The sequence below is a fragment of the Thiorhodococcus fuscus genome (assembly GCF_042682685.1).
Lineage (GTDB): Bacteria > Pseudomonadota > Gammaproteobacteria > Chromatiales > Chromatiaceae > Imhoffiella > Imhoffiella fuscus.
Genome location: NZ_JBHUHX010000016.1, coordinates 174,006 through 189,586 on the forward strand (window position 1 = coordinate 174,006; position 15,581 = coordinate 189,586).

Annotated in this window: 12 protein-coding genes; 6 read left to right on the plus strand and 6 right to left on the minus strand. The window is 64.5% G+C overall.

What is annotated here, in order from left to right; translation table 11 throughout:
• The 3 genes from ACFSJC_RS08315 to ACFSJC_RS08325 form a co-directional block, all read right to left on the minus strand.
• Nucleotides 1-375 (minus strand): response regulator transcription factor, encoded by a 375-nt coding sequence (locus ACFSJC_RS08315; protein ID WP_386025600.1) that lies wholly within the window; start codon nucleotides 373-375, stop codon nucleotides 1-3.
• 124 nt (nucleotides 376-499) lie between these two features.
• Nucleotides 500-1,216, minus strand: a complete 717-nt coding sequence (tsaA, locus tag ACFSJC_RS08320; RefSeq protein ID WP_386025602.1) for a tRNA (N6-threonylcarbamoyladenosine(37)-N6)-methyltransferase TrmO — start codon at nucleotides 1,214-1,216, stop codon at nucleotides 500-502.
• Complete coding sequence (locus ACFSJC_RS08325; RefSeq protein WP_386025604.1) at nucleotides 1,213-1,884, minus strand: TetR/AcrR family transcriptional regulator; 672 nt, start codon at nucleotides 1,882-1,884, stop codon at nucleotides 1,213-1,215. The genes tsaA and ACFSJC_RS08325 overlap by 4 nt, the downstream gene beginning before the upstream one ends.
• A gap of 203 nt (nucleotides 1,885-2,087) precedes the next feature.
• Between ACFSJC_RS08325 and ACFSJC_RS08330 the strand changes: the two genes are divergently transcribed.
• Together ACFSJC_RS08330 and ACFSJC_RS08335 are read left to right on the plus strand one after the other, a co-directional pair.
• Nucleotides 2,088-3,167, plus strand: a complete 1,080-nt coding sequence (locus tag ACFSJC_RS08330) for an efflux RND transporter periplasmic adaptor subunit (protein WP_386025606.1) — start codon at nucleotides 2,088-2,090, stop codon at nucleotides 3,165-3,167.
• Nucleotides 3,164-6,259 (plus strand): efflux RND transporter permease subunit, encoded by a 3,096-nt coding sequence (locus ACFSJC_RS08335; RefSeq protein WP_386025608.1) that lies wholly within the window; start codon nucleotides 3,164-3,166, stop codon nucleotides 6,257-6,259. The genes ACFSJC_RS08330 and ACFSJC_RS08335 overlap by 4 nt, the downstream gene beginning before the upstream one ends.
• Here ACFSJC_RS08335 and ACFSJC_RS08340 read toward each other — a convergent pair.
• Nucleotides 6,192-7,238 carry an EamA family transporter gene (locus ACFSJC_RS08340; protein WP_386025610.1) on the minus strand — a complete coding sequence of 349 codons (1,047 nt, stop codon included), beginning with the start codon at nucleotides 7,236-7,238 and terminating at the stop codon, nucleotides 6,192-6,194. The two genes, ACFSJC_RS08335 and ACFSJC_RS08340, sit on opposite strands and share 68 nt — an antisense overlap.
• A gap of 98 nt (nucleotides 7,239-7,336) precedes the next feature.
• Between ACFSJC_RS08340 and ACFSJC_RS08345 the strand changes: the two genes are divergently transcribed.
• The gene (locus tag ACFSJC_RS08345) at nucleotides 7,337-8,227 is read left to right on the plus strand and encodes a LysR family transcriptional regulator (protein WP_386025612.1); all 891 of its coding nucleotides are present in this window, start codon (nucleotides 7,337-7,339) and stop codon (nucleotides 8,225-8,227) included.
• A 496-nt stretch (nucleotides 8,228-8,723) separates the two neighbouring features.
• Entirely contained in the window at nucleotides 8,724-9,053 is a 330-nt protein-coding gene (locus ACFSJC_RS08350; RefSeq protein ID WP_386025614.1) for a hypothetical protein, read from the plus strand.
• Nucleotides 9,054-9,157: 104 nt separating this feature from the next.
• Here the strand turns inward: ACFSJC_RS08350 and ACFSJC_RS08355 are convergent, their stop codons facing one another.
• Nucleotides 9,158-10,894: a DnaJ domain-containing protein gene (locus ACFSJC_RS08355; protein WP_386025616.1), complete on the minus strand. Its 1,737-nt coding sequence runs from the start codon at nucleotides 10,892-10,894 to the stop codon at nucleotides 9,158-9,160.
• A gap of 182 nt (nucleotides 10,895-11,076) precedes the next feature.
• Here ACFSJC_RS08355 and ACFSJC_RS08360 point away from each other — a divergent pair, with 182 nt between their 5' ends.
• Nucleotides 11,077-11,496 carry a PilZ domain-containing protein gene (locus ACFSJC_RS08360; protein ID WP_386025618.1) on the plus strand — a complete coding sequence of 140 codons (420 nt, stop codon included), beginning with the start codon at nucleotides 11,077-11,079 and terminating at the stop codon, nucleotides 11,494-11,496.
• A gap of 105 nt (nucleotides 11,497-11,601) precedes the next feature.
• Here ACFSJC_RS08360 and ACFSJC_RS08365 read toward each other — a convergent pair whose 3' ends face one another.
• The gene (locus ACFSJC_RS08365) at nucleotides 11,602-13,236 is read right to left on the minus strand and encodes an alpha-D-glucose phosphate-specific phosphoglucomutase (protein WP_386025620.1); all 1,635 of its coding nucleotides are present in this window, start codon (nucleotides 13,234-13,236) and stop codon (nucleotides 11,602-11,604) included.
• Nucleotides 13,237-13,509: 273 nt separating this feature from the next.
• Between ACFSJC_RS08365 and htpG the strand changes: the two genes are divergently transcribed.
• Nucleotides 13,510-15,429, plus strand: a complete 1,920-nt coding sequence (gene htpG / locus ACFSJC_RS08370) for a molecular chaperone HtpG (protein WP_386025622.1) — start codon at nucleotides 13,510-13,512, stop codon at nucleotides 15,427-15,429.
• The last annotated feature ends 152 nt before the right edge of the window (nucleotides 15,430-15,581 follow it).

Here is a 15,581-nt window from a genome sequence, read left to right on the forward strand (position 1 = left end):
TCATTCCTCGAACAGCTCGACCATGCGGGCAATCGAGTCCGGCGTGATCGGCTTGGCGGTGAACTTGACGCCCGCGTTCTCGGCTGCCTGGCGAACCGCATCCTGGATGTTCGCTGTACAGAGGACGATCTTGATTTCCGGGTTGTGTAGCCGAATGCGCCCGGCGGCCTCCAGTCCGCTCATGCCCGGCATATTGACGTCCATGCTCACGTAGTGCGGCGCCTCACGCTCGATCGCGGCGAGCGCGTCGACGCTGTCGGCTGCTTCGGCGAGGCGCCAGTCGGGGCGTAGGTCGGCGACGATCCGACTGATCATCATGCGCGACATCTTGCTGTCGTCGACGATCAGCAGGAGTGGGGAATCCGTGGTTGTCATGAGGTCCGATTTTGCTGGGGATGCGTTCGTGCGAATGTGCCGCAGGATAGCCAACGGATTATTCTACGCAGCGCCCTGGGGTTATGTCTTTAGGATTCCCCGATCTCGATGCCCAATTGCTGATTCATGACAAGGCATTCGCCTGAACGATGGTGGTCACCGTCGCCGCGCCGTTCTCCAGGCGCCAGCGGATATCGAATTCATAGAGCCGCATGCCGAAGTCGCGCCGGTTCGGGTAGCGGTCCATGTAACCCGGTCGCGGGTCCTGCGACAGCACTTGCACGATGAGTTCGCGCAGACGCAGTCTGCCCTCGGGGTCGGCCTGAGCCAGGTCGGCCAGGGCCTGTTCTGAGAAGCGTACCGCCAGTGCGGTCGTCTCCGGCGGAACCGCGAACCCGTTGCCCGCCTGGGGCAGGGCGTCGGCATAGGGTACGTAGGGTTTGATGTCGAGCACTGGCGTGCCGTCGAGCAGATCGATTCCGCGCAGGCGCAGACTCAGTCCTCGGCCTTCTTCGATCAGGCCCAGATGCTCGACCGCCGAGATCCCGATGGGATTGGGGCGATAGGGCGCGCGACTGGCGAAGACGCCGACCGTTTCGCGTCCGCCGAGACGGGGAGGGCGGACGGTGGGTTTCCAGCCCGCCTCGGGGCAGTCGGCGTGGAAGACGAAGATCACCCAGACGTGTGAAAACCCCTCGATCCCCTTGAAGGCCTCCGGGCGCGCGAATGCTGGAAGAAGCTCCAGTCGTGCCTCGGCCGCCGTCACCAGTCCGGGCTGACGCGGGATGCCGAATTTGTCGCTGTAGGGCGAGCGGATGAAGCCGATCGGGTCGAACCTCACGATGCCTCGCCCTCCGGTGCGTGCGCGCTCAGGATGAGATCGACACTGGATTCGATCCGCTGCCGTAGCGCCTGAGGCGCGGGTTTGGCGCATCCGCCGATCATGAGCCCTGTGGTCTGGAAGCCCTGCCACATTCCGAGGAGCTGCTCGGCGGCCATTCGGCAATCGTGCTCACGCAGGCCGCCACGTTGGACCGCCTCCCGCAGCAGCGCGGCCAGCTTGTCGCAGGTGGCCTCGGCGCCCTCCTGGTGGATGATCGGACCCAGCCAGGGGTGTTGCATCGCCTGCGAGGCGAGCATGCGCTGCAGGGTCAGGAATTCGTCGCTGGTCAGGTAGTCCATGAGGCAGAGCCCGAACTCGATCAGGGTTTGGCGCAACTGGGTCGGGTCCGTGGAAAGCGCTTCGAGCACGGCGGTCATGCGGTCGCGCTGGGCGAGGACGACCGCCCGGATCAATCCGGGAAGGTCGCTGAAATGGGCGTAGACGGTGACTTTGGAGACTCCGGCGGTGCGTGCGACCCCCTCCATGGTCAGGCGCTTGAGTCCCCCGGCGTAGAAGAGTGCGCGCGCTGCGGCGAGCATCGCCTCGTGCTTGACCTCGTCGGGCGGTCTGCCTCGGGTCGAACGGGGCGTTTGGTCGTTGGTTTCTGCAGAGATTTGCTCGGGCATGTGGCGGCTCGGGCTCAATGTGGTGCCTCTATCGATGGGTGAAGGGTACCAGGACAGGCGGCTTCGCTTCAGCGCCGACGGCTCGACGGCGACCATTCGTCGGGATGGGGGCTTTCCAGGATACGGTGGGCTGATCCTCTATTTACTAAACGAGACCGTACATTAATAATGGGGGCGTGGGTTCCACTTTAGAGGATGCGTGCGTGCGGCGATTCAAGATACCTCCGTCTCTCTTGGTCGGTGGTTTGATGGTTCTGACCGGCTGTCAACCAAGCGCCGAACCCGTCTTGGACGAGGTTGCGCCATTGGTGGTGACGACGCGTATCCAGGCGTCCAACGCCAGTACCTGGAGTCTCACGGGCACCTGGCAGGCGCGCCATGAGATCCCCCTGTCCTTTCGGATCGGCGGCAAGATCGCGGTGCGTCTGGTCGATGCCGGTGCGCGCGTCGAGATGGGGCAGGTGCTGTTTCGGCTCGATCCGCGCGACGTTGCCCAGCAACGGATCGCCGCCGAGGCCCAGGTCGCCAGCGCGCGCGCCGAAACCCAGAACGCCGAGCGCGAGCGGGCGCGTCTCGCCGATATGCTCAAGCGCAAGCTGACCAGTCAGCAGGAATACGACCGGGCGGCAACCTCGGCCCAGGCGGCGCGCGAGCAGCTGGTGGCGGCCGAGGCCGAGTTGGTTCAGGCGGTCAATGCCACCGAGTATGCCGTGCTGAAGGCGCCGGCTGCGGGCATCTTGCTCGATGTGACTGGGCAGCAGGGTCAAGTGGTGACCGCCGGCCAGTCCTTGGCGACGCTCGCCGAGACGGGGCCGCTGGAGGCCGAGGTCTATGTTCCCGAGGACCGTCGTGCCCAACTGCCGACGCGCGCCATGGCCGATCCGCTCGGAGACGAACCGCCGATTCCGGTGTCGCTGCGCGAGGTCGCCGGTGCTGTGGATCCGGCGACGCGCACCTGGCGCGCCCGGTTCAAGATCGATCCGCCGGTCTCTGCCGGAGTTCAGGGGGTAGCGCTTGGCACCACCTTGACCCTGCGTTTCGAACGTGCGGCAGAGGATGAGGGCGAGGTCCGCCGGGTTCCGCTCGGGGCCGTCCTTGAGCGCGGTCAGGGGGCGGTCGTTTGGCGTCTGGTCGACGACCGGGTCGAGCCCGAGCCGGTCACCCTGCTTGGGATCGACGGGGAATATGCGCGTATCCAGACCCGTCTGCCGGTCGGTACCGCGATCGTTGCGTTGGGCGTGGACCGGCTTCAACCCGGACAGACGGTCAGGGTGCGGCCATGAAGTCGCTCGGTACGGGAGCGCCTTCACATGGCGCGGGGTTCAATCTGTCCGCGCTCGCCGTGCGCGAGCGCTCGATCACGCTCTTTCTGATCCTGGTGACCGCCGTCGCGGGTCTCATCTCCTTCCTCGAACTCGGTCGGGCCGAGGATCCTGCCTTCACCGTCAAGGTTCTGGTGGTCTCGGCGGTTTGGCCCGGGGCGAGCGCCCAGCAGATGCAGGATCTGGTCGCCGAACCGCTGGAGAAGCGCATCTCCGAGGTCGACTATTTCAACAAGGTCGAGACCACGGCCCGACCCGGACGGGTCGATCTTTTCGTCGAGTTTCGCGACTACACACCGCCGTCCCAGGTGCCCGAGCTCTTCTATCAGGTCCGCAAGCGCATGCAGGACGAGGCGCCCGGCTTGCCCGAGGGCGTGCAAGGACCCTTCGTCAACGACGAGTTTTCCGACGTCTATTTCGCCCTCTACGCCCTGACCGCGCCGGACCTTCCGCAGCGTCTGCTGGTGCGCGAGGGCGAGCGCATTCGCGATCGGCTGGCGCGCATTCAGGGGGTGCAGAAGGTGCGCATTCTGGGCGAGCGTCCGCAGCGTCTCTTCGTCGAGTTCGATCAGGCGCGTCTGGCCACGCTGGGCCTGACGCCGGAGAGCATCGCCGATGCGCTCGATGCCCAGAATCGTCTGCTGCCGACCGGTTTGGTCGAGACCTCGGGGCCTCGGCTCTACGTGCGTCTGGATCAGGGGCTGGACGACCCGGAGCGCATTGCGGCGGTCCCCTTGCGGGTCGGGGATCGGCTGGTGCGCCTGGGCGAGGTCGCCACGATCGAGCGCGGCTACGAGGATCCGCCGGGCTATCTGATCCGCGCTGGCGGCGAGGATGCGATCCTGCTCGGCGTGGTGATGGAGCGCGGTGAGAACGGTCTGGATCTGGGCGAGCGTCTGGCCGAGTTCCAGACCCGTTTGCGCTCCGATCTGCCGTTGGGGATCCAGTTCAAGCAGTTGACCGACCAATCGGATGCCATCGCCCATGCCGTGGAGCTGTTCCAGCTCAAGTTCTTCGTGGCCGTCGCCGTGGTGATGCTGGTGAGCTTCGTAGCGCTTGGCTGGCGCGCCGGGGTCATCGTCGGGATCGCCATTCCGCTGACCCTGGGGCTGACCTTTCTGCTGATGCTGATACGCGGCGTCAATCTCGATCGCGTCTCGCTCGGCGCGCTCATCATCGCCTTAGGTCTCTTGGTGGACGACGCCATCATCTCGATCGAGATGATGCTGGTGAAGATGGAGGAGGGCTGGGATCGGCTCAGGTCCGCAGCCCATGCCTGGACGGTCACGGCCGCGCCCATGCTGAGCGGAACCCTGGTGACGGTCGTCGGCTTCGTTCCCATCGGTTTCGCCCGTTCCAGCGTCGGCGAGTACGCGGGCAATATCTTCTGGGTCCTAGCCTTCGCCCTGCTGGTGTCCTGGCTGGTGGCCGTGACCTTCACGCCCTATCTGGGCACCCTGCTGCTGAAGCCGCCCATGCTGAGACCCGAGGGTCATGAAGAGACGCTCTACGACTCGCGGCTCTATCGGCGGCTGCGGGCGGTCATCCGCTGGTGCGTGCGACACAAACGGCTGGTGGTCGCGGTGACCTTCGGTGTGCTGGCGCTGGCCATCGCCGGACTCGCCGGGCCGGTGCAGAAGCAGTTCTTCCCGACCTCGGATCGGCCCGAGGTGCTGGTGGACATCACTCTGCCGGAGGGCAGCAGCATCCGTGCGAGCCAAGCGGTGGCCGAGCGTGTCGAGCGGCTGATCCAGTCGGCGCCGGGCGTGCGTTCGTATGCGACCTATGTCGGTGCCGGCGCGCCGCGCTTTTTCCTGGCGCTCAATCCGGAGCTGACCAATCCGGCCTTCGCCAAGCTGATCCTGGTCGCCGAGGGACCGGCCGCGCGCGACGCGCTCATCGAGCATCTGAACGCGCACATCGAGGCCGGTGAATTCCCCGAGGCCCGCGTGCGGGTTCACAAGCTGCTCTATGGTCCGCCTGTGATCTGGCCGGTGACTTTCCGCGTGCTGGGGCCGGATCCGTTGGTGCTGCGGCGTATCGCCGAGCAGGTGCGCGATGAGATCGCGCGTCATCCCAATACCCGCGATACGCATCTCGAATGGGGCGAGCGGGTCCCGGCGCTGAAGCTCGAACTGGATCCCGAGCGCTTGCGTTCGATCGGCCTCACCCCGCGCGAGATCGCGGGACAGCTCCAGTACGAGCTGTCTGGGATCACCGCGACCGAGATCCGCGAGGATATCCGTCACGTCGATCTGGTCTTGCGCGGGCTGCCCGACGGCAGCGGGCGCTCCGGTCGTCTGCAGGATCTCACCATCAAGACGCTCGACGGTCGCCAGATTCCGCTCTCGCAGGCGGGGACGCTCAAGGTCGAGTTCGAGGATCCGGTCCTCAAGCGCTACAACCGCGAGCCCTTCATCGCCGTCAACGCCGAGGTGGTCGGTGCCCAGCCGCCGGACGTGACCGCAGCGATCATTCCTCGGCTTGCCGCCATCCGCGACGCCTTGCCGCTCGATTACCGGATCGACGTGGGCGGCTCCGTCGAGCAGTCCGGAAAGGCCGATGCTTCCATCAAACGCGTTCAGCCCATCATGCTGGTGCTGATGCTCACGGTCATCATGTTCCAGATGCGCAGCTTCTCCGGGACCTTCATGGTGGTGGCCACGGCACCGCTCGGGGTGATCGGTGCGACCCTGGCCCTGCTGGTCGGCGGGCAGCAGTTCGGGTTCGTCGCCTTGCTCGGCCTGATCGGGCTGGCCGGCATCCTGATGCGCAACACGCTCATCCTGGCCAAGCAGATCGAGGAGAACCGGGAGCAGGGCATGGAGGCGTCGGTGGCCGTGATCGAGGCGACCGTGCGACGGGCGCGGCCCGTGGTGCTGACCGCCGCCGCTGCCGTCTTCGCCTTCATGCCCCTAGCCACCGACACCTTCTGGGGGCCGCTCGCCTATGTGCTGATCGGCGGCGTCATCGTCGGAACCGGTATCACGCTCCTGTTTTTGCCGGCGCTTTATGCGCTTTGGTTTCGGATACGTGTGTCCGCGACGGCATGAGCCTGTACCGCCGAGCCCTGTCCCTCAGTGCTCGTAGCCAGCGTGATGCCCGGGCCATCAAGCGTCGATCGAGTCGCAGCCCTGAGCGCCAATGGAGTAGCCCCATGGCGGCGACCACCAGGGCGAAGCCGAGCGTTTGAATCGGCGCGATCTCCTCGCCCAGGATCCACCAGGCTGCGAGCAGGGTCACCGCCGGGCCGCTCAGGGCGATGAGGCTGGCGCGTCCGGCGCCGGTGTGACGGATGCCCTCGAACAGCAGCAGAAAGGGCACCACCGTGGCCACCACGACCATGACCGAGATCCAGCCGACGCCCTCGATCGGCAGATTCCAGTCCTCGGGGCTCGCCCAGAAGAGTCCATAGAGCAGGAACACCAAAAAGGTGGTGCTGTTCATCATGGCGGTGAGGCGCGGTCCGCCCACGCGCTTGGACAGATCCTGCCCCAGAACCAGGAAGAGTGCGTAGCTGGCTGCGGCGGTCGCGCCGCAGGCGATGCCGATCCATGCGCTTCGATCCAGATGACCGCCGAATCCCTTGGGCGCGAATAGCAGGATCAAACCGAGATAGGCGAGCGCGAAGACCAGCAGCTCGCGCCGGGTCGGCGCGCGTCGCTCGCGCACGGCGGTGAGCGCTTGGACCACCAAGGGATAGGTGAAGAGCAGCATGCGCGAGAGTCCGGCGCCCAGATGGTCGATCGCCATGAAGTCCGTGATCGTGGCCACCGTGAAGAGGGTGCCGATGAGCAGGGTGTCGCGCCAGTCTCGCCAGGAGGTGCTGTGTCCGTCCGGCAGCAGACGCACCACCAACCAGTAGAGCGGCATGGCGAGCAGGATGCGCAGCATCAGGACCTCGGCGACCGTCATCCCGGTCGCGAGCGCCAGCTTGGCGAAGACGCCCTTGAAGGCGAAGCCGACATTGGCGAAAAACACCATGAGCGCGGGTGAGTGGAGTGCGGCTGTCTGTCGTCGGTCGTCGTGCATGGAGATGTCCTGCCGGGAGTGCGAGACCTCTTTGTGCTACAGATGCCGCTATGATTCAATTTGAAATATCTGATGTCAGCTATGACGAATCCGCATAGATGGACAGCAAGCTCCTCAAATGCTTCCTGCATGTCCTGGACGCCGGTGGTCTCACCTCGGCGTCCGAGCGCCTGCATCTCACCCAGTCCGCGCTGAGCCGTCAGCTCAAGCAGCTCGAATCGGATCTTGGCGTCTTGCTCTTCCAGCGCACCGGGCGTGGTCTGATCCCGACCGAGGCGGGTCGCCAACTGGAGCGCCGCGCCCGACCGCTGATGGCCGAGCTGGAGCGTCTGGCCGCCGACATCGCTTTCGATCGGCAGGGTGTCACCGGCTCGCTGGCCCTGGCGGTTCCGCCGAGCGTGGGCGTTGCCGCGCCGGCCAGTCTCATCCGTCGCTATCGTGCCTTCTATCCCCAGGTGCGTCTGCGGGTCGTCTCGGCCCTGAGCGGCGCCATTCAGGACGGGCTGCTGCGCGGACGGTTGGATCTGGGGCTCGTCCATCATCCGTTGACCAGCGCCGGTCTCCTTCACGAGACGCTGTGGCGCGAGCGTCTCTGGTTGGTCGCGGAGTCTGCGGCTGGGCTCGATCCCGAGACTCCGGTTCCGCTCGGCGAGGCGCTGGCCGGCCCCCTGGTGCTGACCGGATCGCGTCATGGTCTGCGGGTGCTGGTCGAGGGTCAGGCGGCGGGGCTCGGGCTGGCGCTGGACGTGACGGTCGAGGTCGACAGTCTGCGCATCATGCTGGAGACGGTCGCGCTCGGAATCGGTCGGACCCTGCTGCCGTATCGAGCGATCGAGGCCGAGCTGACCGCTGGCCGCATCTGCGCGGCGCCGGTGGTCTCGCCCGAGGTCGAGCGGGTGACCGTGCTCGCCTGGCCGGCCGATCGGGCGCTCTCCAGGGCCGCAGAGTCTATGGCCGAACTCATCCGGATCGAGTTGCGCCAACCCTAAGCGTGTCGGCCGCTTCGCTCGCTATTCGTCGGCTTGCCGCCGAGTTTCCATCGGGGCGCGAGGGGTGGCCGTGCTCGCGAGCGCCATCCGTGACGTTGGGCCGACCTGAGTTGGGATGTTCGAGAAGCAAGCCGGCTTGAGGCCTGCGTCGTTGACGGAGCGTGAGGGCTTGGGCGCTTCGCTTCATCCTTGAATGAGGCGTTCAAGCGCGCGCATGCTGAGTCTGTGAATTCCCCATCTGAATGCAGGCGTGCGTTAATAACTAATATCTTTAAGGTTTATCGCTGTCGAAAGCGGTGATTCGTCTCTGGATTCGGTGGATACTCGCTGTTTGCGCCATCTTCGATGGCCGCGAGGATGATTGACAGTGCGTTATGCGTTGTTGCATAACGTGGATGGCGTTTGAGCAACGCCATGTGGATGATAACGCAACAGTGTTGGCTCGATTCGGCGCTGTGGCGCCTCATGTAACAATTTTCCAAATGACATCGGATATGTGACCGACTCGATGCAGATCGCCGGTTCCTTCACAATTCTGTCGCCGGTTCAGCCTGAACCCTTGCGAGACCGGTCCGCCGGAAAAGCGCCCGAGGTCGAGGCGAGGGTTGCCGAGGCATTTGCGTTCGAGCCAGTCGTTGAGGTCGAGGCGTTTCCCAAGGTCGAGGAGGTCGCCGAGGCTCAGTCGCCGCGTCCTTACCCGTTGCCGGTTCGGATGTCGGTCGATGGGCGCTATGCCAATCAGGCGGTGGCGGCCTACGAGGAGGTGCTGCACCTGCAGCGGCGCGACAATCTGCGCGCGATCATGGGTGTCGATCTCTACGCTTGATCCCGTTTCGTCCGGTCACCGGCGCTTGCGATGTTTCGCTGGCTGTTGGGCTGGCGGCTGTGCCGTCGCGGGACTTCTGTTGCTCCTCTACTGATGGATGCCTCTCAGTAGCGCACGCGCAGGATGAGCAGGTCGGTTCCACTCTGCTCGAAGAGGATTTGGATGGTGCCGTTGCGCCGTTCTAGCTTGGAGTCCGAATCCAGAAAGATGACCTCGAATGTGGCGATCGCGGCGCAGCGTTTGCCGTCGGCGGTCGGCTTGACACGGAGCTGGTCGAAGTCGATACGGCGCGCGCGCGTGGTAGCGAACCATTGCCGATAGGTTTGGCGGATCGCGAACCAGGTGCCGAGATCGTTCTCTTTGGCCAGCGGGCTGTAGAGGGCCATGAAGTCGTCCAGCGAGCCCGATTGATAGTTGTGCTGGAACGCCTGCATCAATGCCGGGACCTGGCTGCAGACGTTGGCCGTTGGGGTGGCGCTTCTGGTGCCGGGGATGGTCGCCGGTGCGGCGCCCAGCCGCATCGGTAGCCGAGGCGATTGGGGTGGTGTCGGCGGTGTCGGGGCCGGGGTCGAGGGGATTTGGAGCTCGGGCTGGAGCGGGGCTGCCGGCTCTGGAGCGAACCCAGGTTGGATTGGCGGCTGTTCAATGATCGGGGCCAGGTTTGGGGGCTCCTGTCCGATCGAGGTCATCGGCGGCACCAGGGGGGCCAAGGTCGTTTCTGGTTCGATTCCGTTCGGTTCGGTTGGCGGCGATGCGGGTTCGGATGCCTTCGGCGTCTCCGTGGATTCCGGGGGCGGCTCGACCGGTGCCGTCTCTTGGTCGGTCTCAGTGGGCGAGGGCGAGGGCGAGGCGGCGGGCGCTTCCTTCATCTGGTTCGATGAGGCGTCAGGCTCGCTCGTTTCTCCGGGTGACTCGGGCGCTTCCTGGGAAGGCTCGATCCGTGCGTCAGGCGCTGGCTCTAGGGTGGGTGGTGTTTCGGGTGTCGCCAGTGCGATTTGGGTCGGCGTCTCCGGCTTGGTCGGAGTTTCGCTCGTTCGGGTTGATTCCGGCTGCACGGGTGGGATCGCGTCCGTTTCCTCGGGCGCGGGGCGCGAGTCCTGCTCCTCGGGCTCGGCTTGAGCGAGCGGCTGGGGCTCGGGAGCGACGGTCTCCTTGGGTGGCGTCTTGCGCACCTCGCCGAGCGGGTGGTGGATGATCTTCGGTTGCGGCTTGGGCTTTTCGTGGAATAGCGGCGCGAGCGCCAGGATCAGCGCCGTCGCCAGGATGGCGCCGGCCCAGCGTCGAGCCTTGGGGCGGGCGATGAGTTCGCGCCAGGGTTGTGGGCGCGTCCAAGACTGAATCCATGCGATGGCATGCGTGATCCTTTCCCCGGGTGTCGATGGTCCAGGCGGAGTTTCCCTGGACGGGGTCGAGGACGTCGTGGCGCCCTTGTTGCTCGCTTCGGCGCGGCGGAAGGCGTCGAAGGCCCGGTTGAGCTGTTCGGTGTGCAGGGTGGCCCAGGCCGTTTTGTCCGGGTGTCGGTCTGGATGATAGACCTGGATCAGCCTCCGATAGCGCTGTTTCGCCAGGTCCTGATCGGCGTCCTGGGGTAGTCCCAGCGTGGCCGCCGAGGGATGTCGGTCGGTCGGGAAGAGCGCTTGGTCGAGCAATTGATAGGCGCGGGTTGCGGCCCGTCCTCGGTCCAGCCGAGTTGCCCCGATCGCCCTGTCGAGATCGCCTGCGCGCGGGTTGTCCGGATTGGCGAGCCAAAGCAGGAGTGCGTCCAGGTGTGTTTCGATCGCGCGCGAGGGGCGGCCGCTTTCGAGCGATTTGGCGATCTGTCGTGTCCAATGCGCGGTCATGATCTGGCGCAGGTCCGAGAATCTGGGCGGAATGATCTTCCATCATGAACGACCCAGAGCGTCAGGGCGAGTTCGGGGTTTGTTCTGGTGGTTGCCTCGCCAATGCGTAAAAAGGGAGGGGAAGACAGATCCGGTCCCTGGGCTATTCTTCTGTCCAGTGCATTTTTCGTCGCCCGAGGCCAATGACTAACGCCGAACGTCAGTTTCTTCGTCATCCGTCCGACGTCCCCATCAGTTATTCGTTGCGCGAGTTGGTCGTCGGCAGCAGCGACTATCTTCGCAATATCGGCGAGGGCGGTCTTTGTTTCAGGTCGCGGATTGCGATTGCGCCCGGTACTGGGATTCATATCGAGATTCCGATTGCCAAGCCCGTCTTCGAGGCCGAAGGGATTGTGGTCTGGTGTCGGGATGTGGAGGGTGCCCACGAGGTGGGTGTGCGCTTCGATGGGGTCGAGGTCGAATACGGCCTCCGCATGGTCGAGCAGGTGTGTCAGATCGAGCACTATCGGCGCAAGATGCTGGCCCGGGAAGGGCGGGCTCTCACGGGCGAGGAGGCGGCGATGGAGTGGATCCGGAAATACGCCTCGCACTTTCCGCGTTGAGTCGAATGCGATCGGGTTGGGCTGGCTAAAAGAATCGACGGGATTCCGAGAATACCGTCGATTCCCTGTCATTCAAGGCTCCGGTTGGATCGTATCGATTCGATATCAGGTGACGACGTCCGGTTCCTGACGTCCGGTGCGTGCTTCGATCTGGGCGAACTCGCGCGCGATCAGGATCAGGGGCTGCATCGCCTCTTGGGTGTCCTGGTCGTGACGCGCCGGATCGGCCTCGAAGGATTCGAGATAGACCCGAAGCGTCGCCCCGGAGGTGCCGGTTCCCGAGAGTCGGTAGACGATGCGCGCTCCATTCTCGAAGCCGATGCGGATACCCTGGTGCTCCGAGACGCTGCCGTCGATGGGGTCGGTGTAGGCGAAGTCGTCGGCGTAGCTGACGCGCATGCCGCCGATCTCCTTGCCAGGAAGGCCGGGAAGCAGCAGGCGCAGATGATCCATGAGCGCTTCGGCTGCGGCCAGATCGACACCTTCGTAGTCATGGCGGGTATAGAAATTGCGCCCGAAGCGACGCCAGTGATCCTGAAGAATCTCGGCGACCGACTGTTGTCGGACGGCCAACAGGTTGAGCCAGAAGAGCACGGCCCAGAGCCCGTCCTTCTCGCGCAGATGATCCGATCCGGTGCCGAAGCTTTCCTCCCCGCAGAGCGTGATGCGGCCGTCATCGAGCAGGTTGCCGAAGAATTTCCACCCGGTCGGGGTCTCGAAACACTCGATGCCCATGAGGTCGGCAACTCGGTTGGCGGCCTGGCTGGTCGGCATGGAGCGGGCGATGCCTCGGATTCCGCTGCGGTATCCGGGGGTCAGGTGGGCGTTGGCGGCGAGAATGGCGAGACTGTCGCTCGGCGTGACGAAGACGTCCTTGCCGAGGATCATGTTGCGGTCGCCGTCCCCGTCGGAGGCGGCGCCGAAGTCCAATCCCTCCGGCCCCGTGGTCAGTTCGACCAGCTCTGCGGCGTGGACCAGGTTCGGGTCCGGGTGACCGCCGCCGAAGTCCTCCTTGGGCTCGCCGTTCATGACGGTCTCCGGCTCGGCGCCGAGACGGTTCTCCAGGATTTCGATCGCATAGGGGCCGGTGACGGCATGCATGGCGTCGAACCGCATGCGGAAGAGACCCGAATTGAACAGCTGATGGATGGCGTTGAAGTCGAACAGCGACTCCATGAGGTCGGCGTAATCCGCGACCGGGTCCATGACCTCGATCTGTGCGTCGCCGAGCTGGAATGACCCGATTTCGTCCAGATCGATGGCCGGAACATCGAGGGTCAGATAGCGGTCGATAGTGCGGGTGCGGGCATGGATGGCGTCGGTCACCGACTCGGGCGCCGGTCCACCGTTGGCGGCATTGAACTTGATGCCGAAATCCTCGTCGGGACCGCCGGGATTGTGGCTGGCCGAGAGCACGATGCCGCCCTGGGTCTTGTACTTGCGGATGACGCAGGACACCGCCGGCGTGGAGAAGATGCCGCCGCGCCCGACCAGGATGCGGCTGACGCCGTTGGCGGCGGCCATGCGCAGGATGGTTTGGATGGCCTCGCGGTTGAAATAGCGACCGTCGCCGCCGACGACCAGGATGCCGCCCTTGAGTTCGGGCTGAGTGTCGAAGATTGCCTGAACGAAGTTTTCGAGGTAGCCCGGTTGCTGGAAGATTTTCACCTTCTTGCGCAGTCCGGAGGTGCCGGGACGTTGCCCGTCGAATGGCGTCGTGGCGATAATATGCGGTTCCATCTTCAAGCCCTTGATTTGTAGTCTTATGGACTTCACTGAGCGGCTGAGTGCGGGCAGTGGCTGTGGCGGCCTTAGGCCGATGAGGTATCGGCGTCGGACCGCCGAGGTCCGGGTTTCGCTCCCGGAGCGCGCCGCAGAGACGCGGACCAAGATCGGGCATTGTATCCCCCCGAGCCCGTGCGACAATACCGGATTGGCTGTGTCGGCCAGTCTGGCTATGACATCTCAAACACGCGAATCAACAACCTAAACCATCAGGGTAAAGATAGAAAGATGACAGTAGAAGCGCATAAGGAAACGTTGGAGTTCAAGGCCGAGGTCAGTCAGGTACTGGATCTGGTGATCCGGTCGCTCTATTCGAACAAAGAAATCTTTCTGCGCGAGCTGGTCTCGAATGCCTCCGACGCGGCCGAGAAGCTGCGTTTCGAGGCATTGAGCGATGATGGGCTCTACGAGGGCGACAGCGAGCTGCGGATCCGTGTCACCGTCGATCGGGATGCGGGAACCCTGACCGTTTCCGACAACGGCATCGGTCTCAGCCGCCAGGAGGTCATGGAGACCATCGGCAGTATCGCCAGTTCGGGGACCCGCCGCTTCCTGGAGAATCTCTCCGGGGACCAGGCCAAGGACAGCAAGCTGATCGGTCAGTTCGGTGTCGGTTTCTATTCCGCCTTCATCGTCGCCGACAAGGTGACCCTGGTCTCGCGTCGCGCCGGACTCGGTGCCGATCACGGCGTGAGCTGGGAGTCCGACGGTCGCGGCAGTTACTCGCTGGAGACGGTCGAGAAGGCCGATCGCGGCACCTCGGTGACCCTGCATCTGAAAGAGGACGAAAAGGAGTTCCTCGACAGCTGGCGTCTGCGCTCCATCATCGGCAAGTTCTCCGATCACGTCTCGATCCCTGTCGAGATGGCCAAGGAGCACTACGGCGAGGAGGCCGAGCAGAAGAAGGACGCGCCGCCCGAGTTCGAGCAGGTCAATCGCGGCATGGCGCTCTGGATGCGCAATAAGTCCGAGATCACCGAGGAGGAATATCACGACTTCTACAAGCACGTCTCGCACGATTTCGAGGCGCCGCTGGCCTATGCCCACAACCGGGTCGAGGGCACCAACGAGTACACCACACTGCTCTATGTGCCGAAGAAGGCGCCCTGGGACCTCTGGGACCGCGATCAGAAGCATGGCGTCAAGCTTTACGTGCGCCGCGTCTTCATCATGGACGAGGCCGACAAGCTGATGCCGCACTATCTGCGCTTCGTCAAGGGCATCGTCGACTCCGACGATCTGCCGCTGAACGTCTCGCGCGAGATCCTGCAGCACAACCGCAAGATCGACACCATCCGTCAGGCCAACACCAAGCGCATCTTGGGTCTGCTCGAGTCGATGGCGAAGGACGAGTCCGAGAAGTATGGCGAGTTCTGGGACGAGTTCGGCAAGGTACTGAAGGAAGGTCCGGCCGAGGATTTCGCCAACAAGGAGCGCCTCGCCAGCCTCATGCGCTTCTCCACCACCCATAGCGAGGGCACGGCCCAGCGCGAATCGCTCGACGGCTATATCGAGCGGATGAAGGAAGGGCAGGACAAGATCTACTACATCACGGCCGACAGCCCGGCGGCGGCGCGACACAGCCCGCATCTGGAGGTCTTCCGCAAGAAGGGCGTCGAGGTGCTGCTGCTTTCCGATCGCGTCGACGAATGGCTGGTCAGCCACCTGACGGAGTACAAGGGCAAGTCGTTGCAGTCGGTCGCCAAGGGCGATCTGGATCTCGGCGACCTGGCCGACAAGGAGGAGAAGGAGGCCAAGGAAAAGGCGGCAGCCGAGCACGGTTCGCTGATCGAACACCTCAAGAAATCGCTCGGCGAGCGGGTCGAGGAGGTGCGTCCCAGTACCCGTCTGGTCGATTCGCCGGCCTGTCTGGTCGTTGGCGAGACCGACATGAGCGCCAACCTGGCGCGCGTGCTCAAAGCGGTCGGTCAGGATGCTCCAGCGACCAAGCCTACGCTCGAAGTCAATCTCGACCATCCGCTGGTCAAGCGTCTTGAGGCCGAGACCGACGACGCTCGCTTCGAGGATCTCTCGATGGTCCTCTTCGATCAGGCCCAGCTCGCCGAGGGCGGCCAGCTCGATGATCCGGCGGCCTTCGTCGGGCGTCTGAACAAGCTGATGCTGAACATGATGATGGCTGGCGGCTGACGCCCATTCGCCTCAACCCTCCGGCCTGTCGCGGGCTTGGCCCGCGCTGGCCGGGCCTTCCATGCATTCGCGGGGTCTGTGTAGCTGCTTGAGGATTTGCCCGATCGCCGATCGGTGGTCCTCGGCAAGGCGGCTATGGCACACTGCGCCGA

Coding starts and splice junctions, on each gene's coding strand:
- ACFSJC_RS08315 (WP_386025600.1), bottom strand. CDS start 375: ATGACAACCACGGATTCCCCACTCCTGCTGATCGTCGACGACAGCAAG.
- ACFSJC_RS08325 (WP_386025604.1), bottom strand. CDS start 1,884: ATGCCCGAGCAAATCTCTGCAGAAACCAACGACCAAACGCCCCGTTCG.
- ACFSJC_RS08335 (WP_386025608.1), top strand. CDS start 3,164: ATGAAGTCGCTCGGTACGGGAGCGCCTTCACATGGCGCGGGGTTCAAT.
- ACFSJC_RS08340 (WP_386025610.1), bottom strand. CDS start 7,238: ATGCACGACGACCGACGACAGACAGCCGCACTCCACTCACCCGCGCTC.
- ACFSJC_RS08345 (WP_386025612.1), top strand. CDS start 7,337: ATGGACAGCAAGCTCCTCAAATGCTTCCTGCATGTCCTGGACGCCGGT.
- ACFSJC_RS08355 (WP_386025616.1), bottom strand. CDS start 10,894: ATGACCGCGCATTGGACACGACAGATCGCCAAATCGCTCGAAAGCGGC.
- ACFSJC_RS08360 (WP_386025618.1), top strand. CDS start 11,077: ATGACTAACGCCGAACGTCAGTTTCTTCGTCATCCGTCCGACGTCCCC.
- ACFSJC_RS08365 (WP_386025620.1), bottom strand. CDS start 13,236: ATGGAACCGCATATTATCGCCACGACGCCATTCGACGGGCAACGTCCC.
- htpG (WP_386025622.1), top strand. CDS start 13,510: ATGACAGTAGAAGCGCATAAGGAAACGTTGGAGTTCAAGGCCGAGGTC.